General features: G+C 32.6%; 27 protein-coding genes and 1 riboswitch. Of the genes, 16 read left to right on the forward strand and 11 right to left on the reverse strand.

The features are described 5' to 3' along the window. Positions 1 to 8: 8 nt before the first annotated feature. Genes CA2559_RS12220 through CA2559_RS12240 form a run of 5 tightly spaced genes read right to left on the reverse strand, consistent with a single transcriptional unit; the run spans position 9 to position 5,609 of the window. Positions 9 to 1,403, reverse strand: coding sequence for a sugar transferase (locus CA2559_RS12220; protein ID WP_013188217.1), 1,395 nt, complete (start codon positions 1,401 to 1,403; stop codon positions 9 to 11). A gap of 30 nt (positions 1,404 to 1,433) precedes the next feature. Continuing rightward, the gene (locus CA2559_RS12225; RefSeq protein ID WP_013188218.1) at positions 1,434 to 2,444 is read right to left on the reverse strand and encodes a glycosyltransferase family 4 protein; all 1,011 of its coding nucleotides are present in this window, start codon (positions 2,442 to 2,444) and stop codon (positions 1,434 to 1,436) included. Continuing rightward, positions 2,389 to 3,762, reverse strand: a complete 1,374-nt coding sequence (locus tag CA2559_RS12230; RefSeq protein ID WP_013188219.1) for an O-antigen ligase family protein — start codon at positions 3,760 to 3,762, stop codon at positions 2,389 to 2,391. Before CA2559_RS12230 ends, CA2559_RS12225 begins: the two co-directional genes overlap by 56 nt. A gap of 1 nt (position 3,763) precedes the next feature. After that, positions 3,764 to 4,849 carry a glycosyltransferase gene (locus CA2559_RS12235; protein ID WP_013188220.1) on the reverse strand — a complete coding sequence of 362 codons (1,086 nt, stop codon included), beginning with the start codon at positions 4,847 to 4,849 and terminating at the stop codon, positions 3,764 to 3,766. Between the two features lie 4 nt (positions 4,850 to 4,853). Beyond that, positions 4,854 to 5,609, reverse strand: a complete 756-nt coding sequence (locus CA2559_RS12240; protein WP_013188221.1) for a LytR/AlgR family response regulator transcription factor — start codon at positions 5,607 to 5,609, stop codon at positions 4,854 to 4,856. A gap of 106 nt (positions 5,610 to 5,715) precedes the next feature. Between CA2559_RS12240 and CA2559_RS12245 the strand changes: the two genes are divergently transcribed. Then, positions 5,716 to 6,708: a glycosyltransferase family 2 protein gene (locus CA2559_RS12245; protein WP_013188222.1), complete on the forward strand. Its 993-nt coding sequence runs from the start codon at positions 5,716 to 5,718 to the stop codon at positions 6,706 to 6,708. A gap of 84 nt (positions 6,709 to 6,792) precedes the next feature. Next, on the forward strand, positions 6,793 to 7,653 hold the full coding sequence (locus tag CA2559_RS12250; RefSeq protein ID WP_013188223.1) for an OmpA family protein: 861 nt from the start codon (positions 6,793 to 6,795) through the stop codon (positions 7,651 to 7,653). Positions 7,654 to 7,919: 266 nt separating this feature from the next. Here CA2559_RS12250 and CA2559_RS12255 read toward each other — a convergent pair whose 3' ends face one another. Genes CA2559_RS12255 through CA2559_RS12265 form a run of 3 tightly spaced genes read right to left on the reverse strand, consistent with a single transcriptional unit; the run spans position 7,920 to position 11,258 of the window. Next, positions 7,920 to 9,002 (reverse strand): DUF6252 family protein, encoded by a 1,083-nt coding sequence (locus CA2559_RS12255; RefSeq protein WP_148232816.1) that lies wholly within the window; start codon positions 9,000 to 9,002, stop codon positions 7,920 to 7,922. Positions 9,003 to 9,047: 45 nt separating this feature from the next. Continuing rightward, a complete protein-coding gene (locus tag CA2559_RS12260; RefSeq protein ID WP_013188225.1) occupies positions 9,048 to 10,373 on the reverse strand; it encodes an MFS transporter in 1,326 nt (441 codons plus the stop codon). Positions 10,374 to 10,433: 60 nt separating this feature from the next. Further along, positions 10,434 to 11,258, reverse strand: a complete 825-nt coding sequence (locus CA2559_RS12265) for a M48 family metallopeptidase (RefSeq protein WP_013188226.1) — start codon at positions 11,256 to 11,258, stop codon at positions 10,434 to 10,436. A 185-nt stretch (positions 11,259 to 11,443) separates the two neighbouring features. Here CA2559_RS12265 and CA2559_RS12270 point away from each other — a divergent pair, with 185 nt between their 5' ends. The 10 genes from CA2559_RS12270 (at position 11,444) to CA2559_RS12315 (ending at position 19,548) form a co-directional block, all read left to right on the forward strand. Beyond that, on the forward strand, positions 11,444 to 11,743 hold the full coding sequence (locus tag CA2559_RS12270; RefSeq protein ID WP_013188227.1) for a helix-turn-helix domain-containing protein: 300 nt from the start codon (positions 11,444 to 11,446) through the stop codon (positions 11,741 to 11,743). 60 nt (positions 11,744 to 11,803) lie between these two features. After that, on the forward strand, positions 11,804 to 12,670 hold the full coding sequence (locus CA2559_RS12275) for an alpha/beta hydrolase (protein WP_013188228.1): 867 nt from the start codon (positions 11,804 to 11,806) through the stop codon (positions 12,668 to 12,670). Positions 12,671 to 12,753: 83 nt separating this feature from the next. Next, positions 12,754 to 13,239, forward strand: a complete 486-nt coding sequence (gene msrB, locus CA2559_RS12280) for a peptide-methionine (R)-S-oxide reductase MsrB (RefSeq protein ID WP_041241021.1) — start codon at positions 12,754 to 12,756, stop codon at positions 13,237 to 13,239. A gap of 8 nt (positions 13,240 to 13,247) precedes the next feature. Continuing rightward, complete coding sequence (msrB, locus tag CA2559_RS12285; protein WP_013188230.1) at positions 13,248 to 13,643, forward strand: peptide-methionine (R)-S-oxide reductase MsrB; 396 nt, start codon at positions 13,248 to 13,250, stop codon at positions 13,641 to 13,643. Positions 13,644 to 13,736: 93 nt separating this feature from the next. Then, positions 13,737 to 14,276 carry a hypothetical protein gene (locus CA2559_RS12290; RefSeq protein WP_013188231.1) on the forward strand — a complete coding sequence of 180 codons (540 nt, stop codon included), beginning with the start codon at positions 13,737 to 13,739 and terminating at the stop codon, positions 14,274 to 14,276. A gap of 119 nt (positions 14,277 to 14,395) precedes the next feature. Continuing rightward, positions 14,396 to 15,784: a dihydrolipoyl dehydrogenase gene (gene lpdA, locus CA2559_RS12295; RefSeq protein ID WP_013188232.1), complete on the forward strand. Its 1,389-nt coding sequence runs from the start codon at positions 14,396 to 14,398 to the stop codon at positions 15,782 to 15,784. Positions 15,785 to 15,931: 147 nt separating this feature from the next. Then, entirely contained in the window at positions 15,932 to 16,795 is an 864-nt protein-coding gene (locus tag CA2559_RS12300) for a sigma-70 family RNA polymerase sigma factor (RefSeq protein WP_013188233.1), read from the forward strand. Between the two features lie 203 nt (positions 16,796 to 16,998). Next, positions 16,999 to 17,658 carry a ribulose-phosphate 3-epimerase gene (rpe, locus tag CA2559_RS12305; RefSeq protein ID WP_013188234.1) on the forward strand — a complete coding sequence of 220 codons (660 nt, stop codon included), beginning with the start codon at positions 16,999 to 17,001 and terminating at the stop codon, positions 17,656 to 17,658. Between the two features lie 4 nt (positions 17,659 to 17,662). Further along, positions 17,663 to 18,583: an alpha/beta fold hydrolase gene (locus CA2559_RS12310; RefSeq protein ID WP_013188235.1), complete on the forward strand. Its 921-nt coding sequence runs from the start codon at positions 17,663 to 17,665 to the stop codon at positions 18,581 to 18,583. A 2-nt stretch (positions 18,584 to 18,585) separates the two neighbouring features. After that, complete coding sequence (locus CA2559_RS12315; protein ID WP_013188236.1) at positions 18,586 to 19,548, forward strand: YpdA family putative bacillithiol disulfide reductase; 963 nt, start codon at positions 18,586 to 18,588, stop codon at positions 19,546 to 19,548. 2 nt (positions 19,549 to 19,550) lie between these two features. Here the strand turns inward: CA2559_RS12315 and CA2559_RS12320 are convergent, their stop codons facing one another. Further along, entirely contained in the window at positions 19,551 to 20,357 is an 807-nt protein-coding gene (locus tag CA2559_RS12320) for a zinc-dependent peptidase (protein WP_013188237.1), read from the reverse strand. A gap of 119 nt (positions 20,358 to 20,476) precedes the next feature. Between CA2559_RS12320 and CA2559_RS12325 the strand changes: the two genes are divergently transcribed. Both CA2559_RS12325 and CA2559_RS12330 read left to right on the forward strand, forming a co-directional pair. Continuing rightward, on the forward strand, positions 20,477 to 20,737 hold the full coding sequence (locus CA2559_RS12325; RefSeq protein ID WP_013188238.1) for a hypothetical protein: 261 nt from the start codon (positions 20,477 to 20,479) through the stop codon (positions 20,735 to 20,737). Positions 20,738 to 20,865: 128 nt separating this feature from the next. Next, on the forward strand, positions 20,866 to 21,138 hold the full coding sequence (locus tag CA2559_RS12330) for a hypothetical protein (RefSeq protein ID WP_013188239.1): 273 nt from the start codon (positions 20,866 to 20,868) through the stop codon (positions 21,136 to 21,138). Between the two features lie 80 nt (positions 21,139 to 21,218). Here the strand turns inward: CA2559_RS12330 and CA2559_RS12335 are convergent, their stop codons facing one another. Next, positions 21,219 to 22,616, reverse strand: coding sequence for a DUF5074 domain-containing protein (locus tag CA2559_RS12335; RefSeq protein ID WP_013188240.1), 1,398 nt, complete (start codon positions 22,614 to 22,616; stop codon positions 21,219 to 21,221). A gap of 10 nt (positions 22,617 to 22,626) precedes the next feature. After that, positions 22,627 to 24,492, reverse strand: a complete 1,866-nt coding sequence (locus CA2559_RS12340; RefSeq protein WP_041241022.1) for a TonB-dependent receptor domain-containing protein — start codon at positions 24,490 to 24,492, stop codon at positions 22,627 to 22,629. Between the two features lie 31 nt (positions 24,493 to 24,523). Further along, a riboswitch (cobalamin riboswitch) is annotated at positions 24,524 to 24,726 on the reverse strand. 95 nt (positions 24,727 to 24,821) lie between these two features. Here CA2559_RS12340 and CA2559_RS12345 point away from each other — a divergent pair. Both CA2559_RS12345 and CA2559_RS12350 read left to right on the forward strand, forming a co-directional pair. Then, a complete protein-coding gene (locus tag CA2559_RS12345; protein ID WP_013188242.1) occupies positions 24,822 to 25,958 on the forward strand; it encodes an ABC transporter substrate-binding protein in 1,137 nt (378 codons plus the stop codon). Next, a complete protein-coding gene (locus tag CA2559_RS12350; protein WP_013188243.1) occupies positions 25,959 to 26,981 on the forward strand; it encodes a FecCD family ABC transporter permease in 1,023 nt (340 codons plus the stop codon). Positions 26,982 to 26,991 lie beyond the last annotated feature (10 nt).

Consider the following 26,991-nt stretch of genomic DNA (forward strand, 5'->3'; position numbering starts at 1 on the left):
TTAACAACCTATTGTCCTCTATAAAATATTATAGTGCTTAACGTTTTAAGTACAATGCTTATATCTAAATAAACACTTCTGTGTTTTATATAATAAAGATCATACTGCAGTTTTTCTAGACTGTCTGCATAAGATGATCCGTAAGATGTATTTACTTGGGCCCAACCTGTTAAACCTGGTTTTACAACGTGTCTAGTTTCATAAAAAGGGATTATGGATGATAGTTCTTTCACAAACATTGGTCGTTCTGGTCTAGGACCAATAATACTCATGTGTCCTAATATAATATTATAAAACTGAGGAATTTCATCTATTCTTGACCGTCTTAAAAACTTTCCGAATGGAGTTGTTCTAGTATCATTTTTTTTTGCCCATTGTGCCCCAGAAACTTCAGCATCTACAACCATAGTTCTTAATTTCATTATCTTAAATGGCTTTCCATTTTTCCCTATACGTTCTTGTATGTAAAATAAAGGGCCTCGATTGGCTACTAAATTTCCTATGAGGATAAAAGGCAATAATATAGTAGATAGTAAAATACCTAAAACTGAAACTAGAACATCAAAAAGGCGATGATAAAACAAGTAGAATTTATTTTGATTACTTCTACTAAAAGGGAAAAATTTATAAAAATCTTTATCTATATGCTGTACAGGTATTCTATGAGTTACTTCTTCATATACCTGTGTATATTCTCTAATAGGGAAACCATCTTCTAGAAGAGTTATTAACTTATTATATAGCGGCAACATTACACCTTCTGTATAAGAACTTGCTACTACAATTTCATTTATATGATATTGCTTTATGGCATCATCTATAACGTTAACATCTATCTGAACTAAATTTTTAAATTCTGATTGTTCGTCATTATTAATATCTGTATTCACATATCCAATTACTTGATAGTTAGGATCACTTTTTTGTAATGCCTCAGCAATTAGCTCTATATCAAAAGAATCGCCTACCACTAAAATACGTTTGAAAAACCTAGGTGCAGAAATTAACTTTATGTAAGCCAATCTCCATATAAAGAGTGTAAATGTTATAATACCGAAAAACACTAAAATTTGTAATCGGTTACTAGGAAGTTTAGGTGTATAAAAAGGAGTAAAAAGATAAAGTAATACTGTTAGTGAAACAGCTGCAAATATATTCTTGACGGTTTTTTGAAGATTACTTGCTTTTTGAAGGTTGTAGAGTTCAAATATAGTAGAAAACACAAGTAAATAAACACACAGTACAATAGACCACACCCAATGTTCTTCACTTATATTAAAATACTCTAAATCAAACAACTCACTAACCAAATAAAGACTAGAAAGTACTAAAAGAACATCAAATATTCTTAATAAAACTTTACGCTCAGATATTTCGAAATGAATAGTTGTAGGTTTAGGCATTTCATTTAGTTGGGATTCAAATATAACATTTTAAGTAAAGAGTTTTTGCCAATTAAGCTTAACGATTTGCCAATCATAGTTAGAAACTTTTTCTCTTGCGTGTATTGATAATTCCTGAGCTTTTGTTGGGTTTTCAACTAAGGAAACAATTGCATCTATAAAATGTGTGGGATTATTAGCCGGAACTAATATTCCATCTTCAACATTATTTATCAAATATGGTAATCCTCCAACATTTGTCGAGATTACGGGTAAACCAAGAGCCATAGCTTCTATTACACTTACTGGTGTATTATCAAAATTTGTAGTGTTTATAAAGATGTTATAATTATTAGAAAGCTCTCTCCATTCTTGCTTTGTTAATTGCCCTGTAAATTTTACATTTAAATTTAACTGCTCTGCATAGGCTTTGCAATTTTGTAAACTACCATCTTTCTCTGGCCCAACCATACACAGTGTAGCTTCTGGATATTTACTTTTAATAGCACTAAAAATTTTAATAGCAAGTTTGGGATTGTAAATTTTTACAAAAGATCTTACCCAAAGTAATTTTGGAATATCAATTGGTTTAGGAGTGAACTCATAATCTTTTAAAGAAATACTATTAGGAATGTATAAGACATTATTAAAATTATGAACGTTAAAAGCGTCTTTTAAATATTTTGATGGCGCTATATTTACGTGAGCATTTTTAAATAATAAATTAGAAAGTTTTTTAGATTTTACAAGCCTTTGTGGTAGGTTGCCACCTCTTAAAATAGGAATGTATTTTATCTTTATAAGCTTAGCTAATAGACCACATAGAAAAGCAAAATAAAAATTTTGAGTACTGTAGGTATCTATTAAAATAAAATCAACACTATTTCTATATCTAAGTATTGTAAAAAACATTTTTAAAAGTCTTAGATATTTATTTTTTATTGAAGAAACTGCAGTTACCTTAAAGCCTAATTCTTCAAATTTTTTAGAATAAACATCTACACCACTAGGTGTGTAACCGTGCTGCTGAAGTTTGTTTCCTACGTAAAGGAGATGTTTCATAGGTTACATTTAATAAACAGAGGCCATAAATAAATGCTGGTGCTGCAATCCTCATTGAAGAGTGACTAATAGTTAATGCCCAAAATAACAAAAATGCATAAAAGTAATTATTACGCCTATTCTTAAACCTGTAAAGTAACGGAGTTAATACTAAAATAAGAAGTATTACAATACCTAAAATACCATGTTCAGATAATAATCTACTAAATTCATTATGTGTAGCTGCAAGAATTTTAGTTTTCTCATAGCGATACTCTCTAATTTTACCAATACCAATACCAGTAATTGGTTTATCATAAAACGCTTCAAGTTCCGAAGTAATAAGCTCTGCTCTTCCAGTGGTAATATCAGTTTTTAAACGACCAGCAGCATCTTTGTTTGTGTATCTATTCGTTATTAACCCAGAAGTTTTAATAGCCGTAAAAGCAAAGGTACTTGCTAGTATAATAGCTATTATAGATAGCCTCGGTATTAAAAACGCTTTAGTTTTTATATTTCCTCTTAAAAAATAAATACCTACAAAAGCTATAGCACAAATTAACCCTGTAATTATACCTCCACGCGAAAACGTAACTAAACCTCTATATGTAACTAATGCTAGCAATATGAGATCTAAAATATTAATGAACTTATTCTTTATATAAAATAAGCGGGTAAGAAGTACAAATATTCCTATTCCTAAAGTTGTAGCAACCTGGTTAGGACCGAAACCTCCAGAAGCTTCATGATTAGATTGTGTACTTCCTAAAATATCTCCAATATCTGGAGTATTAAAAAATAAGTAAACGGTCATAGTTATTACCGGTAGTAACAGCGCAAGAATAATATGCTGTAACCTACGCGTACTAATTGAACGCCTATAACAGTAAATTGCGCTTAAACCAAGACAAACAGGTCCTGTTAAATTAAATAAAACTGTATTCCTAACATTTGTTTCTGGATTTAAATACATTGCTGCAAATAAAATTCCAGGTGTTAATAGGATAAGATATAACCAATATGGGCCAGATCGAGAAGATGCTCCTCTATAAAAAAGACCTATTAGTAATAACCCAATAACAACATATTTACCAAACTCATAAGCAATACCACCATTGGTCATTCTCAAGAATACTTCACAAGATGTAAAATATGCTGCAGCTACTAAAACCTCGTTATTTTTGTTTCTAGATTTTAGAATTAGAAATAAAAATATAAGTAAAACTGAAATTGAGTAAACTTTAGCAAATACTGGTATTACCGTAACAATTATTGCTATTACAATATGTAATACTACTAACTGTAAATATGCTATTTTTTTTAATGGTTTAAATTTCACTTTAGAGTGTTATGTAAAAATCACAGATTTTAGTTAAAGATATATTAGCTGTATAATGTTTATTTATTTTAATGTAATAAGTGTTTGCTAATTGTTTCCTTAATTCAATGTCTTTTATAAGAGTTTTAAAGGCCTTAGCAAAATTATTAACATCACCATGATTAATTACTAAACCATCTTGATCAACAACATCTTTACATTGACCAACATTTGTTGTAATAACAGGTAATCCTGCCATTCCATACTCAATAAGGGCTAGCGGAAGTCCTTCACTTTTAGATGACAAAACACCTATATCAGCTTGTTTTAAGACCTCTTGAACACAGATTACAGACCCATAAATAAATACATTATTTTCTAGACCACTAGACGTTATTAAGATTTTTAGAGAATTAAAATAGTCGCTACTTTCATTATAGCTACCTAATAAATGTAAAGTCCAATCAGGAAATTCTTTCACTACTAAAGCAAATGAGCTTAGTAAAAATCCATGATCTTTTTGTGGCCTTAAATTTGCCAATGCAACTATTCTTTTCTCATCATAGCCTTTTAATTTTACTACATTAGCCGAGTTACATTTATCTTTTGAATAAAAGTTATTTATACATTCTACTTTCTTACAGTATAGATTATGTTTTGCCCAAGCTTCAAGGCTTTTATTCACAGATATTATTCCTGAGTAAAAAACAGAAACTAAGGAAGGAAGGAAAGAATTTCTTTCTTCTAAGAATTCAGAATTGCCAAAATGATCGTGCCAAACAATTTTAAGGGATGGTTTTAATATTTTTAGTTGTATTGCAAATATGTATGAGGTAGAGTGTGCATGAAGTATTGTTATTTCATTCTTTTTACAAAACCTTAAAACTGTTTTTAATGCACTAAAATCAATTATCTTATTTTTTTTTGCGAAAAGGTAATTTACTTTATGACTTAAAGAATCTTTCAACACACCTTCTTCACGAGTGCAGCATAGACCTGAAAAGCCAGTCTTATCAACTAAACCATTAGCTATTTGTACTGCCATGCGCTCTGCACCACCTGCATTTAACGTATCTATAATTTGAAGGACTCTTAAAGATTTAGACATATACTTACTCTAACCAAGCTTTAAATTCTTTTACACGTTCTCGGCTAACTATAATTTCTTGCTCATTGTATGTTTTTAGTTTCACCTTTAACCTTGAGTTAGAATAACTAACAATATCTTGTATTGCCTTAAAACTCACGATAAACTTTCTACTAACTTGAAAGAATTTTTTTGGATCTAAATCGGTTGATAGTTCATCAATTGTTGTGTCTACTAAATAACTTCTTCCTTCAGTATTAAAAAGATAGGTTCCTTTGTTTTCAGAATAAAAACACTCAATTGCAGAACTGTTAAATACCTTAATATGTTGACCAACTTTAGACGTAAATCTTGTTTTATAAGAAGCAGTTTCAGCAACATTTAATAATTGTCGTATCTCAGACATGTTTATTGATGCCGATGATGCTGTAGAAAATGTTGTCTTAAATTTCTTAACTGCCACTTTTAATTCATCTTCATCAATAGGTTTAAGTAAATAATCCACAGAATTTAATTTAAATGCTTTTAACGCATACTCATCATAAGCCGTAGTAAAGATTATTGCACTCTTAAGGTTTACCACATCAAAAATTTCGAAAGATAAGCCATCACTTAGTTGAATATCTAAAAACACAAGATCTGGATGTGCATTCATACTCAACCACTCGATTGATTCTTCTACACTATGAAGCATTGTTAATGCAGAGATTCCAATTTCGGCAAGCATACGTTGTAAACGCCTTGCAGATGGTTTTTCATCTTCAATAATTATAACATTCATAAGGAATCTTTTAGAGGTTACTAAACTACAGAAAATTGCAATTACACGAGTAATAACTTAGAAATAACATATTTTAAAGTAGTTTTGCCCTTAAACATTTTATCCTTTGAAGATTGCAGTTGTCATATTAAATTGGAACGGTAGAGCGCTCTTAGAAAAGTTCTTACCATCTGTTGTTAATTTCTCTAAAGAAGCAACTGTTTATGTGGCAGATAATGCCTCGACAGATGATTCTGTCTTATTGATAACTTCACTATTCCCTTCAGTAAAAATAATACAGAATGCTGTTAATGGCGGTTATGCTAAAGGGTATAATGATGCTTTAAAACATCTTAACGAAGATATCCTTATTCTATTAAATAGTGATGTAGAAGTGACAGAACATTGGCTCACTCCTATTTTAACTTGTTTTAAAAGCAACCCTAACGTAGCAGCGGTACAACCAAAGATATTAGATTATAAAGATAAATCTTACTTTGAATATGCAGGTGCAGCTGGTGGTTATATTGATGCTTTAGGTTATCCCTATTGTAGAGGTCGTATTTTTAATAGCTTAGAAAAAGACCACGGACAATACAATGACACTAAAGAAATATTTTGGGCAAGCGGCGCTTGCCTTGCAATTAAAAATGATGCATTTCATGAGGTAGGCGCTTTAGATGAAGACTTTTTTGCTCACCAAGAAGAAATTGATTTATGCTGGCGCATTAAAAATGCAGGATATTACATAGTTTATACTGGGCAAAGCACTGTATATCATGTTGGTGGTGCTACATTAAACAGTATGAATCCTAAGAAAACATTCTTTAACTTTAGGAATACCTTATTTGCCCTAATTAAAAACGTTGCTGGCCCTAAAGTTTATGGCTTCATCTTAATTCGTTTAATTTTAGATGGGATTGCAGGATTTAAATTTCTACTTGAAAAAAAACCAAAACATTTTATTGCTATTCTTAAAGCACACGGTAGCTTTTATGCACAACTACCAAAATTTTTAAAGAAACGAAAGGCATTAAAAAGTAGTATTAAATATCATCAAATTAACTCGGTAGTTTACAAACACTTTATTCTGAAAAAACAATCCTTTAAGGAACTATAATCTTTACTTAAAGTATTGTTAATACTAAGAAAGTCGGCATTCTTTTTGATAATTTTGATGTACAAATAACGAATTAAAACAATTATGAAAAAAATAATGATTATTGCTGCATCTGCAGCGGTTTTATTGTCTTCTTGTGTTTCTCAGAAGAAATATGCTGATTTAGAAGCTCAGCAACAGGAAACGCAAGACAGGTTAAATACGGCTACCGTAAAATTAAACTCTTGTTTAGAAGAAAAAGCTGGAGCAACTGCTAAGGCAAATGCTTTAGAAGATCAGGTAGCAGACTTAAGAAGAACTAATGCAGATCTTATTGAAACAAAAGGTAACTTAACTACCTTGACAACTAAAGGTGCTACAAACCTTGAAAAATCTTTAGAATCTTTAAAAGAAAAAGATTTACAGATTAAAACGTTACGTGATGCTGTTACAAGAAAAGATTCTGTAACTCTTGCATTAGTAACAAGCTTAAAAGGTGCTTTAGGTAATATGGCAGATGAAGACATTGAAATTAATGTTGAAAAAGGTGTTGTATATGTATCTATCTCAGACAAATTATTATTTAAGAGTGGTAGCTACAACGTAACTAGCCGTGCTAAAGAAGTTTTAGGTAAAGTTGCTACAGTTGTAAATGCTAAACCAGATATTGAATTTATGGTAGAAGGTCATACAGACAATGTGCCAATTAAGAATGCTGTTTTAGAAGACAACTGGGATTTAAGTGCTAAACGTGCAACAAGTGTTGTAAGAATTTTACAAGACGAGTATGGTGTGCCACCTCAGCGTATGACAGCTGCAGGACGTAGCTACTACATTCCTGTTGCTAGTAATGACACTGCAGAAGGTAGAGCTAAAAACAGAAGAACTCGTATTGTAGTACTTCCTAAATTAGACCAATTTTACAGTATGGTAAAAGAAGGTATGGATGAAGCTTCTAAGAAGTAATTCTAAATCCTAATATTATTAAAACCGACTCATTAATTTGAGTCGGTTTTTTTATGCTATAATATTTGTGTTTAAGATTTAATGCTAATTTAAGTGTAACTAATGTTGTTAAACTTAAAATACTTAGAGACAGTAATTAGGTATTTAAAGTTGAATCAAGGCTCTATAAAACATTACTTGTATATTTAAAACCAATAATAATTAAGGCATAAAAAAAGCCGATAGAGCATATACTCTATCGGCTTTTTTAAAATTATAGGTAAAACTTAAAAGCTTACATCTATAACAAATTCTCCGCTTGTAATTACAATTACATCTTCTGGGTCACCATCATTAACGACATCAAAATTAAATGATCCTGTAACTACATCATTTTCTACATTTGTAATAACAATGCTTCCACTATTTTCAACTCCTGTATAATCCACATCACTTTCTGTATACGTGGCACTATAAATTTCTGGAGTAGCAGCTAAATCATATGTTCCTTCTGTAATGTTATCTGGGAAAATAATTCGGATCTGTCTTCCCATATCATCATCAAAAGTCACCTGTATTGTTTCTTGTACAAATACTACTGGAAATAAACTTGCATTAAATCCTGCACCATCTATTGTTGCTGTACAGCTGTTTACTGGTTCTTCTACAGAAAATTCAATATTTTGAAAAATTCCATTTTCTACAGTAATTGTAGACTCTGTAAAAAATTCCTGCATTACACCAGAAAAACTACCTCCAGCTATATTTGTATTAGTATTATACGTACTTAATGTAAGTGATCCAGAAATAGCAAAGAAAACGTCAGACTCTTCATTTGAAATATCTGTATCATAAAGTAATATAGCTTGATCTGGGTCAGACAGATCATATGTAGTGCCTTGTACTGGGTTAAATATTTGGAATCCTGCTTGTCTTGTTCCTACTGTTGCATCAACTAACAATCCGTCTTCATTGCTAACTGCAGAAATTGAAACACCTTCAAAAGCATCTCCATCTACAATATCAAAATCGAAGATTCCAGATGTACTTCCACCACCACCAACAAAGGCAGAGCAGTCTTCAATACTATCTAATAATTGTTGTAAAACACCTGTTTCATCTCCACAAGATGTAATTTGTTGTTCAATAGCTAAGCTATAAGTGTTACAAAGTTGATCTACATTTTCTGTTGTAGCATCAGAAAGTGCAAGTCCTGCAGAAACAGTTGCCTGTGCTGCTTGCTCACAGGTAAGATTTGCGCCGCCACTAGCTGCAAATTCTCCTTCTAAAGGTTCATTCTCGCAAGCTGAAAAGCTAACTACAATTAGGGCAATAAGAATACATTTTAAGTTAAGTAGGTGTTTCATCATATGTTTTTTAGTCATAACAAACATAATTAAAAAATATTAAGATGATTATCCCAAAGCTTTAGGAATTCTTAAGAGCAAAATAATACCAATTAGAAAATATACAGTTAATGTGATAATGGAATACCTAATATCTCCAGTAAGCTCAGCAATAAAACCATAAGAGAACATTCCTATCACGATTCCTATTTTCTCTGAAACATCATAAAAACTAAAGTATGATGCTGTATCTATAGCGTGTTCTGGAAGCAACTTTGAGTACGTAGATCTAGATAAACTTTGTACGCCACCCATTACAAGACCAACACAAGCTGCTGCAACATAAAATTGATTAGGAGTAGTTACTGTATATGCATATATACAAATTGCCATCCATATAATATTTATTACAATTAATGTTGGGATATTACCAAATTTACCTGAGGCTCTAGACGTTAATGTAGCACCAACTACAGCTACTAACTGTATAAGTAGAATACTAATTATTAAACCTGTTGTAGAGTTTTGTTCTCCCCAATCTAATTCTTCAATTCCAAAATAAGTGGCTACTAACATTATTGTCTGCACAGCCATACTATAAACAAAAAAAGCGCCTAAAAATCGTTTTAATCTTATGTTATCTCCAAGTTTAATCCAAATGTGTTTTAGTTCTTTAAAACCATTAAATAACACACCTCTAGTTAATTTTTTTTCAGCCTTATTCCCTTTGGGTAAGTATTTATAGGTGTATTGGCTAAATCCTATCCACCAAACTCCAGTAAGAATAAAAGATAATCGGGTAGGTAAGCCTTCATCTTCAAATCCAAATGCGTCGTAAAACATTATCATTGCTAAACAAATAACTAATAATATAACACTACCTATATAACCTAATGAAAAGCCTTTAGCACTAATTTTATCTTGTTGTTCTGGAAAAGCGATGTCTGGCAGGTATGAATTGTAAAATACTAAACTTGCCCAAAATCCTATTAAAGCCAAAAAGTAACATAAAAAACCAAACCACAGATAATCTATATTAAACCAAAACAAACCTATACAGGATATAGCGCCTAAATAGCAAAAGAATTTTAAAAAAGATTTCTTATTCCCTACATAATCGGCAATACCACTTAGAAACGGACTTAAGAAGGATACCACTAAAAAAGCTAAAGCTGTAATATAACTTATTAGACTATCGTTATTAAAATTGATGCCTAAAAAGGTAACGGTATCATCTAAGATTTTACCTGTTTGTTCATCTTTTACTAATGTAATGGCGCCGTAGAAAATAGGAAAGACTGCAGAAGCAATTACTAAACTATATACCGAGTTTGCCCAATCGTAAAACGCCCAAGCATTGAGCAATTTTTTACTTCCTTTTGGTAGGTTTTGCATGTTATAAAAATAAAAAAGCCGCTCAAATAGAACGGCTTTTATAGATTATATTTTTAAGAATTAACGTTTAAAGCTAGTAACTCCAAATCGTCTAGCTTCTGCCCTAGCGTTATCTGCATTGGCTTGCAAATTGTTAATTCTGGTATCACTGCTTGGGTGAGTACTCATAAACTCTGGTGGTGCTTGACCTCCAGAATTTGCTTTCATACGTTGCCATAGCTCTACAGCTTCTAATGGTTCGTAACCTGCAATGGCCATAATTTGTTGTCCTATAATATCTGCCTCTGTTTCGTGGCTTCTGCTAAATGGTAACATGACACCAAATTGAGTCCCTAAACCATAAGCTGTACCAAAGATTTGTTGTGTTTCTTGGCTACTTCCGCTTACAGCAATAGTTCCTGCAACAGCTCCTATTTGTTGTAATTGTCCTGCACTCATACGTTGCTGTCCGTGATTTGCTAATGCGTGAGCAACTTCATGACCCATAACTGCAGCTAAACCTGCTTCGTCTTGAGTAATTGGTAATATACCAGTATACACAACAATTTTTCCACCTGGCATACACCAAGCGTTAATTTGATCATCTTGCACTAAATTATATTCCCAACGGTAATCTGAAGTGTAACCTGAATATCCATTTGCATTAAGCCAAGTTTCAGAAGCATTTTTAATTTTCTCTCCTACTCGCTTAACCATTAATGCCTCACTTGTATTTGTCACAACATTGTTTTCAGACAAGAAAGCATCATATTGTTGAAATGCCATTGGTAAAATTTGTGAATTAGGCACAAGCGCTAATGTTTTTTTACCAGTAAAAGGATTAGTGGTACACGCAAGAAATAATCCTACAGCTCCTAATAATATTAAAGTTGTTTTAGTTTTCATAGTTGATTTTTTATAGGCTTAAAATTACAAAAACGATACCAATAACACTTTGTAAGAAAATCATAAAAAGTCATAAAAGACCTTAAAACCGGCGAAATACAGAGCGTATCGACAAATAGTAGGCTAAAATTTGAGAGTCACTGCCTATTTTATTAAATTAAAGACACTTATAAAATCAAAATATTATGAACCCTTTAAAAACACCTACATCTTACAAACAACATATAGAAGATAGATTTGGTAGAAAAGGAACACCTAAGCGAGATGAGTTTGACAAGAAATCTTTAAAATTTAAACTCGGAGTCCTTTTTAATACTACTAGAAAAAAAGAAAAAATAAGCAAAGAAGATATTGCAGAAAGAACTAATACCAAACTAGAACTTATTTCAAAGATTGAACTAGGCTTAGTAGATATTACACTTTCAAAATACAGGCAATTAGTTGAAGTTGGTTTACAGAAAAAGCTAAATATAACTATTGAATAAGATAAATTTAAGACTTGGTCACAATGCAAATAAGTAAATTTGTTAGGATAAAGTATATCCATGACCACAACAAAAAAAGACGCGGTTCCTGTTCAAGCATTACTCATGCCAAAACAGTTTATAGCTATAGGAAAAATAATACAATTTTTTTCTCCAAAATTAGCAAGCAGGTTTGCAGCTAAATTATTTCTCACGCCATTTAAATATCCAATGCCTGAGCGAGAAAAACACATGTATAATAATTCTAGGATTGAGCGACTTACTGTACCTTCAATTAATCGTGAAATTGTAGTATTTCATTATGGAACCTCTCCTAAAAAAGTATTATTGTGCCACGGTTGGTCTGGAAGTGGTACTCAATTAGCTAAAATTGCAGAGTCTTTAGAAAAAAAAGGATATTCAACTATTAGTTTTGATGCTCCAGCTCACGGTCGTGCTCCTGGAAAAATAAGCATGATGCCATTTTTTATAGAGTCTGTAAAATACCTTCATGAAAAGTATCCTTTTCAACTTGCTATAGGACACTCACTTGGAGGCATGTCTCTACTTAAAGCGGTAAGTGACGGCTTGCCTTTAGATAGACTCAGCATTATTGGCACAGCTAACAGCATTACACATATCACCAAAGATTTTGTGAGAAATATGAGGTTAAAACCTGAAGTTGCTACGCATTTAAAGTCTTATATGGATGGTAAATTTGGTGAAGACTTAGATAATTATTCTGGAGCTGTTTCAGCTAAAAATGTAAACATTCCTACTTTGGTAGTTCATGATAAAGACGATGTAGATGTACACTATTCTTCTGCACAAGAAATTAATTCGGTTTTAGATAAAGGCAGTTTGCTTCTTACTGAAAAATTAGGACACAGACGTATTTTAGGTCATCCTGAAACCATTGAAGAAATTACATCGTTTATAACGGAATAGTTATTGAATGATAATCCTTAAAACGTAAGTATCATAGTCATTTCACGACTTAACATACAACACTTAAAAACAAAAAAAATACTATGAAATATTTATCATTAGTTGCGCTTTCTCTATTTATAATGAGTTGTGGCAATGCACAAAAAAAAGATTCTGCTAAAACAGAAAATACGTACGAGGTTTCTAAAACCAACGCAGAATGGAAAGAAGTTTTATCTTCAGAAGAATATCATATACTACGAGAAGCAGGAACAGAACGCCCTTTTTCTTCAGAGCTATTAGACATTAAAGAAGAAGGTACTTATGTGTGTGCAGCATGTAAAACACCAGTTTTTAAAAGCGAACATAAGTTTGATAGCGGTACAGGTTGGCCAAGTTTTGATAGAGAAATAGATGGTAATGTTGCCTTCTCTACAGACAATAAAATTGGCTATACACGTGTAGAAGAACATTGTGCGGTTTGTGGTGGTCACTTAGGACACGTTTTTAATGATGGTCCAAAAAACACTACAGGCAAACGCCATTGTATAAATGGTGATGCTTTAGATTTTATTCCTTCAACTAAATAAAAAATTATATGTCTACTAACTATAATATAAATAAGACAGAAGAAGAATGGAGAAAAGAGTTATCTCCAGAGCAATACCATATTCTTAGAGAAGCAGGAACAGAACGACCACATACAGGTAAATACAATATGCATTTTGAAGATGGTGAATACCACTGCGCTGCTTGTAACACTAAATTATTTGATAGTGACAGCAAATTTGAAAGTGGTTGTGGATGGCCAAGCTTTGATAATGCTATTGATGGCGCTATTGAGTACAAACAAGATAAAACTCTTGGTATGATTAGAACCGAAATTTTATGCGCTAACTGTGGAGGTCATATTGGGCACGTTTTTGATGATGGCCCTACAGAAACTGGACAACGTTACTGTGTAAATTCTGCTAGTATAAACTTTAATAAGTAATAATTTAACGAGTCTTTGGGAAGCGCTATCTTTTTCTAATAATAGTTTTGGCATTGAATTTGATTTCAATTTAACTAACACAAAACCTTAGAGATGAAAAAAATATTAGCTTTATTAGCATTTACAGCCGTTTTATTTACAAGTTGCGAAGGAGATCCAGGACCTCCAGGACCATCTGGAGAACCAGGTGTTAATATTCTAGGTCAAACTTTTGAAATAGAAAATATTAATTACTCTTATGATGCAAGTGCAAACTTGTGGTCTACAATTATCGATATCCCTTCAGACATTGAAGTCTTTGAAAGCGACGCTATTTTAGTGTATCGTTTTGATGGTCAAGTTGGGTTAAATGATGGATCTACTGCAGATTTATGGAGTCTTATACCTCAAAACTTTTTTACAGATGAAGGTACAATACAATATGTATCTGCTCACACATTTATAGATCTAGAATTGTTTATAGATGGTAATTATGACCTTAGTAACTTAGATTTCGGTTATACAGACGATCAAATTTTTAGATTTGTTGTAGTCCCTTCAGACTTTGCATTAACAGTAGATGTTACAGATTACAATGCTGTAATGAATGCTTTAAACGACAGAAACAATACAACAGAAGGTTTAGAAAACTAATTTCTAAAAACATCTATTATATTAAAAAGCGATGCTCTAACTTACAGAGCATCGCTTTTTGTTTCTCTTAATATTGCGTAAATTCGTAGCCTTAAAATCAGACTAAAAAATCAGAAAATATGAGTAAGTACGATGTTATTGTATTAGGAAGCGGTCCTGGCGGTTATGTTGCTGCAATACGCGCCTCACAATTAGGCTTAAAAACTGCTGTAATAGAAAAAGAAAATCTTGGAGGTGTATGTTTAAACTGGGGTTGTATCCCTACAAAAGCATTGTTAAAGAGTGCTCAAGTTTTTGACTATTTAAAGCACGCAGAAGATTATGGTCTTAGTGTTGAGAATCCAGATAAAGACTTCACTAAAGTTGTAAAACGTAGTCGTAATGTGGCAGAAGGAATGAGCAAAGGTGTTCAATTCCTAATGAAGAAAAATAAGATTGATGTAATTGATGGCTTTGGGACATTAAAAACCGGAAAGAAAATTTCTGTTGAAGGTAAAGATGGTAAGAAAGACTATGAAGCTAATCATATAATTGTTGCAACTGGAGCTCGTTCTAGAGAATTACCAAACTTAAAACAAGATGGTGAGAAAATTATAGGATACCGCCAAGCAATGAACTTGCCTAAGCAACCAAAATCTATGATAATTGTAGGTTCTGGAGCTATTGGTGTTGAGTTTGCTCACTTTTACAATGCTATGGGTACTGAGGTAACAATAGTAGAGTTTTTACCAAACTTAGTTCCTGTTGAAGATGAAGATGTGTCTAAGCAATTTGAGAAAAGCTTTAAGAAAGCTGGTATAAAAGTAATGACCAACTCTTCTGTAGAAAGTGTAGATACTTCTGGAGATGGTGTTAAGGCTAAAGTAAAAACTAAAAAAGGCGAAGAAACCTTAGAAGCAGAAATTGTACTATCTGCTGTTGGTATTAAAACAAATATTGAAAATATTGGTCTTGAAGCTGTAGGCATTAAGACAGACAAAGATAAAATCTTAGTTAATGACTGGTACCAAACCAACATTCCTGGATATTATGCTATTGGAGATGTAACGCCAGGTCCAGCATTGGCTCACGTTGCTTCTGCAGAAGGTATTATTTGTGTAGAAAAAATTGCAGGAATGAAAGTTGAAGCATTAGACTACGGTAACATTCCTGGTTGTACATATGCTACTCCAGAAATTGCAAGTGTTGGAATGACCGAAAAGCAAGCTAAAGAAGCTGGTTACGAACTTAAAATAGGGAAATTTCCATTCTCTGCTTCTGGTAAAGCTAGTGCTGCTGGAACAAAAGATGGCTTCGTAAAGGTAATTTACGATGCTAAGTACGGTGAGTGGTTAGGTTGCCATATGATTGGTGCTGGTGTAACAGATATGATTGCAGAGGCTGTTTTAGGACGTAAACTAGAAACTACAGGACACGAAGTTTTAAAAGCAGTGCATCCTCACCCAACTATGAGTGAAGCTGTAATGGAAGCTACTGCTGCTGCTTATGATGAGGTTATACACCTATAAGCAAAACACTTAACATATTTAAAACCGCTTTCAATTTTGGAAGCGGTTTTTTTTATGCAAAAAAAATTAATCTTTTTTGTAACCTTTTTTTCTATTCTTACGTATAACCTGTACAACAAGATGTCATCAATCATCTAAAAAAATTACATGAGACAACTAAAGATTACAAAGCAGGTTACCAATCGTGAAACCGCTTCATTAGACAAGTATTTACAAGAAATTGGAAAGGTAGACTTAATCACTGCCGAAGAAGAGGTAGAGTTAGCACAACGTATTAGAGCTGGAGACAATCGTGCATTAGAAAAACTAACAAAAGCCAATTTAAGGTTTGTTGTGTCTGTATCTAAACAATACCAAAACCAAGGACTAACATTACCAGACCTAATTAATGAAGGTAATTTAGGACTAATAAAAGCTGCAAAACGCTTTGACGAAACACGTGGTTTTAAATTTATCTCGTATGCCGTATGGTGGATTCGTCAATCTATCCTACAAGCATTAGCAGAACAATCTCGTATTGTAAGATTGCCTCTTAACAAAATTGGATCTATTAATAAGATTAACAAGATGTATGCGTATTTGGAACAGTCTAACCAAAGACCACCTACTCCAGAAGAAATTGCACAGGAATTGGAAATGACGATTTCTGAAGTAAAAGAATCTCTTAAAAACTCTGGTCGCCACCTTTCAATGGATGCGCCTTTAGTAGATGGTGAAGACTCTAACCTTTATGATGTCTTAAAATTTGGAGAATCACCAAACCCAGAAAAAGACCTTTTAGTTGAGTCATTACAAACTGAAATAGATAGAGCATTAGAAACACTTACACCTAGAGAGGCAGATGTTATAAGACTGTATTTTGGTTTAGGACAACAGCAACCGCTAACACTTGAGGAGATTGGAGAAACCTTCGAGCTTACTAGAGAGCGTGTTCGCCAAATAAAGGAAAAAGCCACAAGACGTTTAAAACATACTTCTAGAAGTAAGATCTTAAAAACCTATTTAGGCTAAATTCCTTATCTTCGCTAAATCTAAAATATTTAACGATACGACAGTATTCAGTTTATTGTTTCTACAATAACATACTGTTCGTTTTTTGATTGATGAATGACCTCCGGCTGATTACCGGAGGTTTTCTCATTTTAAGAGTATTCTTAAACTCACAACAGCTTCAACATTTATATTATTGGTTACCTTTGCAAAAAACTTATAACATGTCTCAAAAACGTATTGCTCCTTCAATTTTAGCTGCAGATTTTGCTAACCTTCAACGTGATATAGAACTTGTAAACAACTCAGATGCAGATTGGTTTCATATAGATATTATGGATGGTGTTTTTGTCCCAAACATATCATTTGGTATGCCCGTTTTAAAAGCAATTAATAAACACGCCAATAAAACTATTGATGTGCATTTAATGATTGTAGATCCAGATCGCTATATTAAAACATTTGCAGAACTTGGTAGCAATGTACTTACAGTGCATTACGAAGCTTGTACCCATTTGCACAGAACACTACAAGCCATTAAAGCCGAAGGCATGAAAGCTGGTGTTGCAATTAACCCACATACTCCTGTAGATTTATTAGAAGATATTATAAACGATATAGATGTTGTTTGTATTATGAGTGTAAATCCAGGTTTTGGAGGACAAAGCTTTATTGAAAACACTTACAAGAAGGTAACAAGGTTAAAAGAAATTATCCTTAATAACAATGCCGAAACTCTTATAGAGATTGATGGTGGCGTTACTAATAAAAATGCCAAAGAATTGGTAAATGCAGGCGCAGATGTACTTGTGGCAGGAAGCTATGTATTTGGATCTTCAGACCCTTTAAAAACTATTAAAGATTTAAAAGCTCAGGTAAATTAAAACAATGGTTAACATACCTAGATTATCTATAATCATTATTGCTATGATGGTTTTTGGTAATGTAGGTATGCTACATTCTCAACATACAGATGTTATTTTAGATGTTAACTCTGGCAAACTACATTATCAAATTTATGGTGAAGGTTCTCCAATTTTAATAATTAATGGAGGACCAGGTATGAATTCAGAAGGATTTAAACCTTTAGCTGAAGAACTTTCCAAAACCAATTCTGTTATCCTTTACGATCAAAGAGGTACTGGCTTATCTACCTTACACGACATAAATTCAGTAACCATAACCATAAATGCTATGGCTGAAGATATTGAGGTATTACGCTGTCATTTAAATATTGACCAATGGACAGTATTGGGACATTCCTTTGGTGGTATGCTGGCATATTATTATACAGCAAAATATCCTGAACACGTTTCTGCATTAATACAATCTTCCTCTGGAGGATTAGATCTCACTATAATAGAGCGTTTAGATATAAGAGGAAGTCTTTCCCAAACACAAAGAGATTCATTAGATTATTATACCCGTAAGATTTCTAATGGTGATACGTCTTATGCAACAGCATATAATAGAGGTAAATTTTTAGCACCAGCATATGTATATAATTCAACTTACATACCTATTGTAGCTAAGAGACTAACACAAGGTAATAGAGCAATAAACAGTTTGGTCTGGCAAGATTTAAGGCGTATTGAATTTAGTACAGCTTCATTTTTTAAAACATTTAAAAAACCAGTGTTAATACTGCATGGTAAGGATGATGTTGTAGGACTATCTATACCTGAGCATGCCCATAATCTTATACCAAATTCTGAACTAGTTATTTTAGAGAATTGCAAACATTATGGTTGGTTAGATGCTAAGACTGCTTATTTTAACGCTATTAATACTTTTACAAAAAACTTATAATTTTGCAAGACACATATGACATTATAATTGTTGGTGGTGGTCCCATTGGTATTGCTTGTGGTTTACAGGCCAAAGAAAAGGGACTGTCGTATTGTATATTAGAAAAAGGACCCTTGGTAAATTCTCTTTACCACTACCCTACTAATATGACATTTTTCTCAACGTCTGAAAAACTTGAGCTACATAACATTCCATTTATAAGTGCTAATGCAAAACCTACCAAAGAAGAAGCCTTAGAATATTACAGGCGCATTGCAACTTCAAAAGAGTTAACTATAAATCTTTTTGAAAGGGTCACAAATATTACTTCAGGCAAATTACATGCTGTAGAAACTACAAAGGCAACATATATTACTAAGCACGTAATTATAGCAACTGGTTTTTATGATATCCCAAATCCTCTTAATATTCCTGGCGAAGACTTAAATAAAGTTTCTCACTATTATGGAAACCCACATTTTTATGCAGCAACAAATACTGTTGTTGTAGGTGCCAGCAACTCTTCTGTAGATGCAGCGCTAGAGATTTACAGAAAAGGTGGACACGTTACTATGATTGTTAGAGGAGACAGTATTGGCGACCGTGTAAAATATTGGGTAAAACCAGATATAGAAAACAGAATAGAAGAAGGTAGCATTACCGCGTATTTTAATGCAGAACTTACTGAGATACGAGAAACAGAAGTTGATATAAACCACAACGGTACTCATAAAACATTAAATAATGATTTTGTGTTAGCACTAACTGGTTACCAACCAAACTTTAAGTTTTTGAAAGATGTAGGTATTAATTTATCTAATGATAAAAGACGCATTCCTGAACATAATCCAGAAACTATGGAAACAAATGTAAAAGGCGTTTATCTTGCAGGAGTTATCTGTGGTGGTATGGAAACTCATAAATGGTTTATAGAAAACTCACGTATACATGCAAAGATGATTGTAGAAGATATTATTAAAAAATAAGATTAATAACCTGCAAAATTATAATTAAGCATTTGTCTAACCTTACTATATAACTGAGGAAAATTCATTTTAAAATCTTTAGGTGTTTCAATAAAATTTTCAATGAGAACAGCTAAAAACTCGTATTTGTTGGTATAAGCATAATTCCTAAAGTAGTCTGATGCCATTAAATTATTACGGTATAAATCATCTTTTAAAATTTGTTCTATTTCAGTATAGCCATCACTAAATATTGAAGCACTTACATCTCTAAATTTTTTACTATTTAACTGCAAAATATGTGTAAACTCGTGTATACCTAAGTTTAAATTATCTGTAGTATCTGCATAACCTTCCTTAAAATCTTTCCAAGAAATAACCAACGCCTTTAACCTTGGATTAAACTCACCTTTATGATATGCAGCAGTAATGTTAGAGTAATACGTATTAGGATAAATTATAACGCGATCTAAAATACCTAAGTAATAATTGCGCATCCCAAAAGTTAGCATAATTGCTGTAGCACCAATTAAAACTTTCATTTCCTCAGTAACCTCTAAATCTTCGCGTCCAAAAAATTCTTTATCTGCTAAAAATGTGGCCAACCTATGTTGAAAAAATGTTTTCTGAGAAGTATTAAGTAAACCATAAAATTCAAACTGGTTTTCTAGTATAGTGATTGAAGATTCTGGTAACTTCTTTTTAAACAGATAAAAGTGAGTATATATAGGCTTTTTAAACTTTATCACATAAAGTGTTTCGGCAGATTTTACTAAGTAGTAAATAATAATAAGAATGATTGCTATTGCAAGAAATTTTCCAAAAACCATATAATAAAAGTAGAGATAAAAATAAATGTATAGATAGTACAACCTATAATTTTCAATAATAAGAAGTAGTTCTGTTATTTTAATACATTTGTGTAACTAATCATTTAAAAAAATAAATTATGAAAAAGGTATTTTTATCAATTATGGCTGTAGGTATGTTAATGGCTACTACATCTTGTAGAGAAACTACAGAAGACAAAGCAGAAGATGCTATGGAAGATGTGAGTGATGATGTTAGCGATGATATGGATGAAGCTGAGAGCACATTAGAGAGAGCTGCAGATGAAACTGAAGACGGAATTAAAAGAGCAGGCGAAGAAATAGAAGGCGCTGCTAAAGATGTAAAAGAAGAGTTTGATGGTGAAACAGATGACAACTAATTAGTTACACTATTAACACTTATAAAACAAAGGCTCCTAATTTTAGGAGCCTTTTAAGTCTTAAATATTCTTACAACTTCAAGATATTATTATATTTGTGCCTTACTAACCTTATAAAATTTATTAAAATGAAAAAAGTAATATTATCTGTAATGGCTTTAGGTCTTCTTTTAGGAACTTCTTGTAGAGAAACTACTGAAGAGAAAACTGAAGATGCTATCGAAGCAATGGGTGAAGATATCGAAGCTAACGCTGAAGAAGCTGGTGATGCTATTGAAGCTGGTGCTGAAGAAGTTGAAGCTGAAATGAACGAAGCTGGCGAAGAAGTTGAAGCTGAAATGAATGAAGAAATGAACGAAGAGATGAAAGAAGATGCAACAGACGATAACGCTGCTAACTAATCTTTTTCTTTTATAGAATAGAAAAAGGCTTCCAATTTATGGAAGCCTTTTTTAGTATATAACAGTTTCCTTAAAACGTGTTAGTTATTAAAGTAAACATTATTTGGTAACACGCCTACTGTAAAACTAGTTGTTAAGCTATTATCGGTTAAGTCATAAATATGAACCGAACCATTACTAGAAAAGTCATTAGGATCACAAGCGTATAGTGTATTATCATTTACAACCATTCCATATAAGTTAAGACCCGTTAATTCCGCATCTGTAGGAATTGTAAAAGATGACGTTGCTCCTTTATAAACATTCCCGTTTAAGCCATAGTAAACTGCACTATTATCTATATTTAAATAACTTGGGTGCTCTGTTTGATTAAATGTATATGTAGTAGTAACTGTATTGCTAGAAGTATTAATTACAGAAATACTTCCACCTTCTTCATCTCCTTGATAAGAAAATTGTCCAGAACTTAAAACCCAAAGATTACCGCTGGCATCTAACTGCAAACTGTTTGGTGCCTTACCAACTGTTATTGTATTAGTAACAGCATCTGTTACAGGACTTATAACACTTATTTCATTATTTACACCAAAACCACCTTGATGTGCTACATAAATATTTGTACCATCAAATAACAGCTCTTCTGGACCTTCGCTTACTGGTATTGTTGTTGTAATAGTATTTGTATCTAAATCTATAACTGCAATATAATCATCTGTAGCATCACTACCACTACCCCAATTGGTAACATAACCTTTGTTGTTAGCAGTAATCATAAAACGAGGATTCATTAAGCCTGTTTCTATTTTCGTAATTTCTTCAAAAGAAAAACGATTTACTACAGTTATTTTATTACCAACGTTTGCTACTACATAGGCATTTGTTTCAGAAAACCCGATTGACTGTACTATGTTACCTAAGTTGTCATTGTTTACATCTTGATAAATATCATTATCTACCGCAGTGAAATTTGCATCAATATAAGATACTGTCCCAAAACCACTTCCAAATGGTCCTTCATTAGAAATTAATATTCCTGCTTCAAAAGCAAAACTATCATTATCTGTAATGGTCACAGTTTCAGAAATTGGATTTGTTAGCGACTCACCATTTTCAGAAATTACAGAAATCTCGATTGTTTCAGCCTCTTCAACAGTTGTATCATCTATAATATTAACCGTTATAACTGCTGTAGTTTCACCTTCACTTATTGTGAAATTTGTAATGTTTACGGTATAGTCTTCCGTTTCTAAAGCTGTACCCATAAGGGCAATTTCATAAGTAGTATCAACCAGTACAGCATCTGTAGTTGTAACTGTAAACAATAGCTCACCAGCATCTTCAGATACTGTTGTGGCATTTGCAGAGATAGTTATGCTACCATTGCTGTTATCGGTATTCATACCGTCATCATCAGATTCACAACTAACCGTAAAAACAGCAGTTAAAACCAAAAGCATTAATAATTTAAGTGTCTTCATTATTTAAAATTTAGAAGGATTGAGTTAGTAAAATTGAATAGTGGCGTCCAGGATTTGGCCTAAACGCTATATTTTGATAATTTTTATTGAAGATATTATTTACAGATAATTGTATTGTAAACCAGTTTAATCCTTTAGATTTTGGCTTAAATGAAAGGTTAACATTAGATACTGCATAACCTCCAAGAGTTTCAGAATTGTCTGTCTTTGTAAAGACCTCACCATTGTATAAAAACTGATACAGAAGGTGTAATGATTTATAGTTGTAACCTAAACTTCCAATAAATTTATGTTTAGGCACATATATAAATTGTGCATTGGTTGATAAATCTTTGGCCTCAACATACGTGTAACCTGTTGTAGTAGTAAACTTATGTGAGCCAAAATTATAATAAGCCTGAAATTGCGCCTCTATACCGTAGTTTCTAGAATCCTTAATATTGTTAGGCATAAACAACCCTTGTTGGTTGGGTAACCATTGAATCAAATTTTCTGAGTAACTAATAAATTCAGCTAGCTTAAATGTTCCGAAAGAAAATTTTAATGTTTGGTTTAGTTCTCCTTGATATGTTATTTCTGGCAATAAATCTGGATTTCCGATAGCGCCGGCACCGTTCCAATTTAAGTCGTTAAACGTTGGTGCTCTAAAATTTTTGGATGCATTAAAGCCAATACCAAATTGGCGAATAGTGTTATCCTTTTGAAAAGCCGAAAGATAGTCTGCAGAAATACCATATAACAATGGGCTTTCATAATCATTAGAAAACTCCTGTTTTAGTTGAAGTGTACCAGTAATAAATTTACTCAACTTATGCTCTAACAATGCAGCGCCAGAAATTACATCTCTATTACTTTCTTCTATGTTAGATCCTTCTGCACTTGTAGTATTAAGGTCTGCAATAGTTTTTAAACTTGTCTTAGTATTAAATTGATATTTAAACTCGTTGTTAAAAACATACCTAATCGCTTTCCCATAAAAATAAAAATCGTCTACATTTTTGTCTGGAAAGTATTTATAAGACTCAAAGACATGAGCTAACCTGGTTACACTTTCAAATGCTTTTCCTTTTGCTGTCCAAGCTAATAGGGTTCTTGTATTTTCATCTTCATAACCATCAAAAGTAACAGCCGTTAGTGTTCTACTAAATTCTCTATCACTTAAAAATGTATTATGATAAACATTTAATTGATGGTCCTTATTCAATTTAAATCCAAAATTTAAATTTCCATTTATAGTTTTATAAGCACCATTATCATTCCTAAGGTTAGTATTTAAATATTTAAAATCGTTTTCACTTTGCAAACCATCTAATGCCGTTTCTATATAAAACTTTTTAGTACCATAACTTAATTTAGCTTGGGCTTCATAGGTTTCAAAGCTTCCGTAGCTTTCTAACAATTTTGTTTTAAAACCAGTGTTGTATTTAGTGGTGTTATTTAAATGTATACTACCACCAACAGCTCCACTGCCGTAAGGAATGCTTCCGCCACCATGTCTTACTACAAGATTATCATAGTTTCGAGTACTTATGGTATTAAAATCGGTTTGCCCATTTAACTGAGAATTTATTGAAATACCATTCCACAGCACAGCAGTTTGAGAGGCATTTGTTCCTCTAAATGATGGAGAAGACACACCACCAGGACCATTTTCCTTAAAATATATTAAACTGTTATATAGTAAAATTTGCTGTAAAGGTGTTGCTTGATTGTAAAAAACACTATCTCTTAATGTTGTGGTTGTAGTACCAGTAGAAAAATCTGTCAAGCTTACATCACTAATGATAACCTCAGGCAATTGTTGGAGGCTATCCAATTGCGAGTGTGCATTTGTAGAAAAAATCCACATCAATAAGATGAAAACGATATATCTCATAAGTCTTGAGATGCTTTTCCCGAGCATCATTAAGATGATTAAGAACTTGGCAGGTCTCCTGACTTGTCTTTAATGTACATACCTTCCCATATTGCTACAGTGGTTTTAAGATTGTACAAGCTCAAATAAATGAGTGACTTACAGTTGCGGGTACAGTTGCCGATTTTAACGGCATTCCCATTTTAAGGTCATACGTTTGTAATACGTATTTCCACCAAAATTCAGTGCAAAAGTAGCTTTTTTAAATAACCGCACAATGAGTTTTAAAAAATACTTAGTTTTGAATATTCTTACGCTTTTTAATTAATCTACTAATACATAACTATCTTTTGAAATATTTAGCTTCACTTTTACTCTTATCTATACTATTTACGTCTTGCAAGAATCATGACAAAGAGCTAAAATCTTTATTAAGCAAAGGTGATACGCTTAAGATTGAATATGCCAAAGGTTTTGAAGTGGTTTCTTATGACGGTTTTAAACTTATGACTGTTAAAAGCCCTTGGCCAGATGCAGAAAAAGATTTTATTTATGCCTTAGTTAATGAGGACAATACACTTCCTGAAGGACTAGAGTACGATCAAAAAGTAAATTTACCTATAGAGCAACTTGTCGTAACTTCTACCACTCACATACCATCTTTAGAAGCTTTAGGTGAAGAGCATGCATTGGTTGGGTTTCCAAATTTAGATTATATCTCTTCTAAAAAAACCCGACAACTCATTAACAACAATAAAGTTAAAGAGTTAGGAGCCAACGAATCTATAAATACAGAAATCCTATTAGAGCTACAGCCAGATGTAGTAATAGGTTTTGCTATAGATAACGAAAACAAAACTTTTAATACCATTCAAAAGAATGGTACTCCAGTTATTTTTAATGCAGATTGGCTTGAAACACATCCATTAGGAAAAGCAGAATGGTTAAAATTCTTTGGAGTACTTTTTAATAAAACCGATAAAGCAACTCAATTATTTAACGAGATAGCAACCTCTTATGAAGAAACCAAAAAACTTGCCAAGTCTGTAAATGAAAAGCCTACCGTTTTGTGTGGTGCTATGTATAAAGATGTTTGGTATCTTCCTTATGGCAATAGTTGGCAGGCAAAGTTTATTAGTGATGCTAATGCGAAATATGTGTACGGATACACCAACGGTAAAGGCAGTATTTCTTTAGCTTTTGAAAAAGTATTAGATAAAGCTGAAAACTCAGAATATTGGTTAGCACCTGGAAGTTTTTCTTCTTACGATGCTATGTTAGAAGCCTCTTCTCACTACAATCAATTTAAAGCTTTTCAAGACAAGACCATATTTAGTTTTGCAAGTACTACTGGAGAAACTGGTGGCGTATTATACTATGAACTTGGTCCTAACAGACCAGACTTAGTACTAAAAGATATGGTATCTATTTTACATCCAGAATTACTTAAAGACTATACGCCTACATTCTTTAAACCACTAAATTAAATGGTTAAGCAAAGCACATATCTTCTACTAGGGATAGTATTGCTATTAATAGCTTTTCTAACTAATATTAGTTTAGGTTCTGTAAGCATTCCTTTAGACAATGTGCTTGCCGCACTTTTTGGTGGAGATGTAGACAAAGAATCTTGGCGCTATATAATAACAGATTACAGGTTACCGAAAGCATTAACTGCCATTTTTGTTGGTAGTGGATTAGCGTTAAGTGGTTTATTAATGCAAACATTATTTAGGAATCCGTTAGCTGGTCCATACGTTTTAGGTATTAGTAGCGGAGCCAGTTTAGGTGTTGCTATAATTATTATGGGAGCAAGTTTGTTTGGTGGTGTATTTGCAAGCTATTTAAATTCTGGTTACAGCATAGCCATTGCGTCAAGTTTGGGTAGTTTTTTAGTATTATTAGCTGTAGTAGTAGCTTCGGCAAGATTAAGAGACACCATGGCAATTCTCATTATAGGGTTAATGTTTGCTAGTTTAACAGCTTCTGTTGTTAGTGTATTAGCTTACTTTAGCTCTGCTGCACAATTGCAACAATATATGTTTTGGTCTTTTGGTAGTTTAGGTAATTTAGGGTGGCAAGAGCTTAGTATTTTAGGTGTCACAGTTGGTATAGGAGTTATAGTTAGCATTTTCTGTTTAAAAAATTTAAATGCCTTGCTTTTGGGTGAACATTATGCTAAAAGCCTTGGTGTAAATATTAAAAAAAATAGGTTTTTAATAATTGTAGCAACTAGTTTATTAGCTGGAAGTATTACAGCTTTTGCAGGACCAATAGCGTTTATAGGTTTAGCCGTACCTCATTTGGTAAGATTGGTAATAAAAACAACTAATCATCTCATATTAATGCCTGCGGTACTTTGCTTTGGTGCCATTTTAATGCTTATCTGCGATGCTATTGCACAATTACCAAATAGTGAATTTACATTACCAATTAATGCTATCACCTCATTAGTAGGAGCACCTGTTGTAATTTGGCTATTGGTGCGTAAACGTAAACTCATGTTTTAGCTAACAAAAC

Origin of the sequence: Croceibacter atlanticus HTCC2559 (assembly GCF_000196315.1) — a bacterium.
Classification (GTDB): domain Bacteria; phylum Bacteroidota; class Bacteroidia; order Flavobacteriales; family Flavobacteriaceae; genus Croceibacter; species Croceibacter atlanticus.

Excerpts from the sequence above, each read along its gene's own strand:
- CA2559_RS12250 (WP_013188223.1), top strand. The coding sequence starts at position 6,793 with ATGAAAAAAATAATGATTATTGCTGCATCTGCAGCGGTTTTATTGTCT.
- msrB (WP_041241021.1), top strand. The coding sequence starts at position 12,754 with ATGAAATATTTATCATTAGTTGCGCTTTCTCTATTTATAATGAGTTGT.
- CA2559_RS12265 (WP_013188226.1), bottom strand. The coding sequence starts at position 11,258 with ATGAAAACTAAAACAACTTTAATATTATTAGGAGCTGTAGGATTATTT.
- CA2559_RS12330 (WP_013188239.1), top strand. The coding sequence starts at position 20,866 with ATGAAAAAAGTAATATTATCTGTAATGGCTTTAGGTCTTCTTTTAGGA.
- CA2559_RS12310 (WP_013188235.1), top strand. The coding sequence starts at position 17,663 with ATGGTTAACATACCTAGATTATCTATAATCATTATTGCTATGATGGTT.
- msrB (WP_013188230.1), top strand. The coding sequence starts at position 13,248 with ATGTCTACTAACTATAATATAAATAAGACAGAAGAAGAATGGAGAAAA.
- CA2559_RS12335 (WP_013188240.1), bottom strand. The coding sequence starts at position 22,616 with ATGAAGACACTTAAATTATTAATGCTTTTGGTTTTAACTGCTGTTTTT.
- CA2559_RS12235 (WP_013188220.1), bottom strand. The coding sequence starts at position 4,849 with ATGTCTAAATCTTTAAGAGTCCTTCAAATTATAGATACGTTAAATGCA.
- CA2559_RS12255 (WP_148232816.1), bottom strand. The coding sequence starts at position 9,002 with ATGATGAAACACCTACTTAACTTAAAATGTATTCTTATTGCCCTAATT.
- CA2559_RS12300 (WP_013188233.1), top strand. The coding sequence starts at position 15,932 with ATGAGACAACTAAAGATTACAAAGCAGGTTACCAATCGTGAAACCGCT.
- CA2559_RS12325 (WP_013188238.1), top strand. The coding sequence starts at position 20,477 with ATGAAAAAGGTATTTTTATCAATTATGGCTGTAGGTATGTTAATGGCT.
- CA2559_RS12260 (WP_013188225.1), bottom strand. The coding sequence starts at position 10,373 with ATGCAAAACCTACCAAAAGGAAGTAAAAAATTGCTCAATGCTTGGGCG.
- CA2559_RS12290 (WP_013188231.1), top strand. The coding sequence starts at position 13,737 with ATGAAAAAAATATTAGCTTTATTAGCATTTACAGCCGTTTTATTTACA.
- CA2559_RS12275 (WP_013188228.1), top strand. The coding sequence starts at position 11,804 with ATGACCACAACAAAAAAAGACGCGGTTCCTGTTCAAGCATTACTCATG.
- rpe (WP_013188234.1), top strand. The coding sequence starts at position 16,999 with ATGTCTCAAAAACGTATTGCTCCTTCAATTTTAGCTGCAGATTTTGCT.
- CA2559_RS12220 (WP_013188217.1), bottom strand. The coding sequence starts at position 1,403 with ATGCCTAAACCTACAACTATTCATTTCGAAATATCTGAGCGTAAAGTT.
- CA2559_RS12240 (WP_013188221.1), bottom strand. The coding sequence starts at position 5,609 with ATGAATGTTATAATTATTGAAGATGAAAAACCATCTGCAAGGCGTTTA.
- CA2559_RS12320 (WP_013188237.1), bottom strand. The coding sequence starts at position 20,357 with ATGGTTTTTGGAAAATTTCTTGCAATAGCAATCATTCTTATTATTATT.
- lpdA (WP_013188232.1), top strand. The coding sequence starts at position 14,396 with ATGAGTAAGTACGATGTTATTGTATTAGGAAGCGGTCCTGGCGGTTAT.
- CA2559_RS12225 (WP_013188218.1), bottom strand. The coding sequence starts at position 2,444 with ATGAAACATCTCCTTTACGTAGGAAACAAACTTCAGCAGCACGGTTAC.
- CA2559_RS12270 (WP_013188227.1), top strand. The coding sequence starts at position 11,444 with ATGAACCCTTTAAAAACACCTACATCTTACAAACAACATATAGAAGAT.
- CA2559_RS12340 (WP_041241022.1), bottom strand. The coding sequence starts at position 24,492 with ATGAGATATATCGTTTTCATCTTATTGATGTGGATTTTTTCTACAAAT.
- CA2559_RS12350 (WP_013188243.1), top strand. The coding sequence starts at position 25,959 with ATGGTTAAGCAAAGCACATATCTTCTACTAGGGATAGTATTGCTATTA.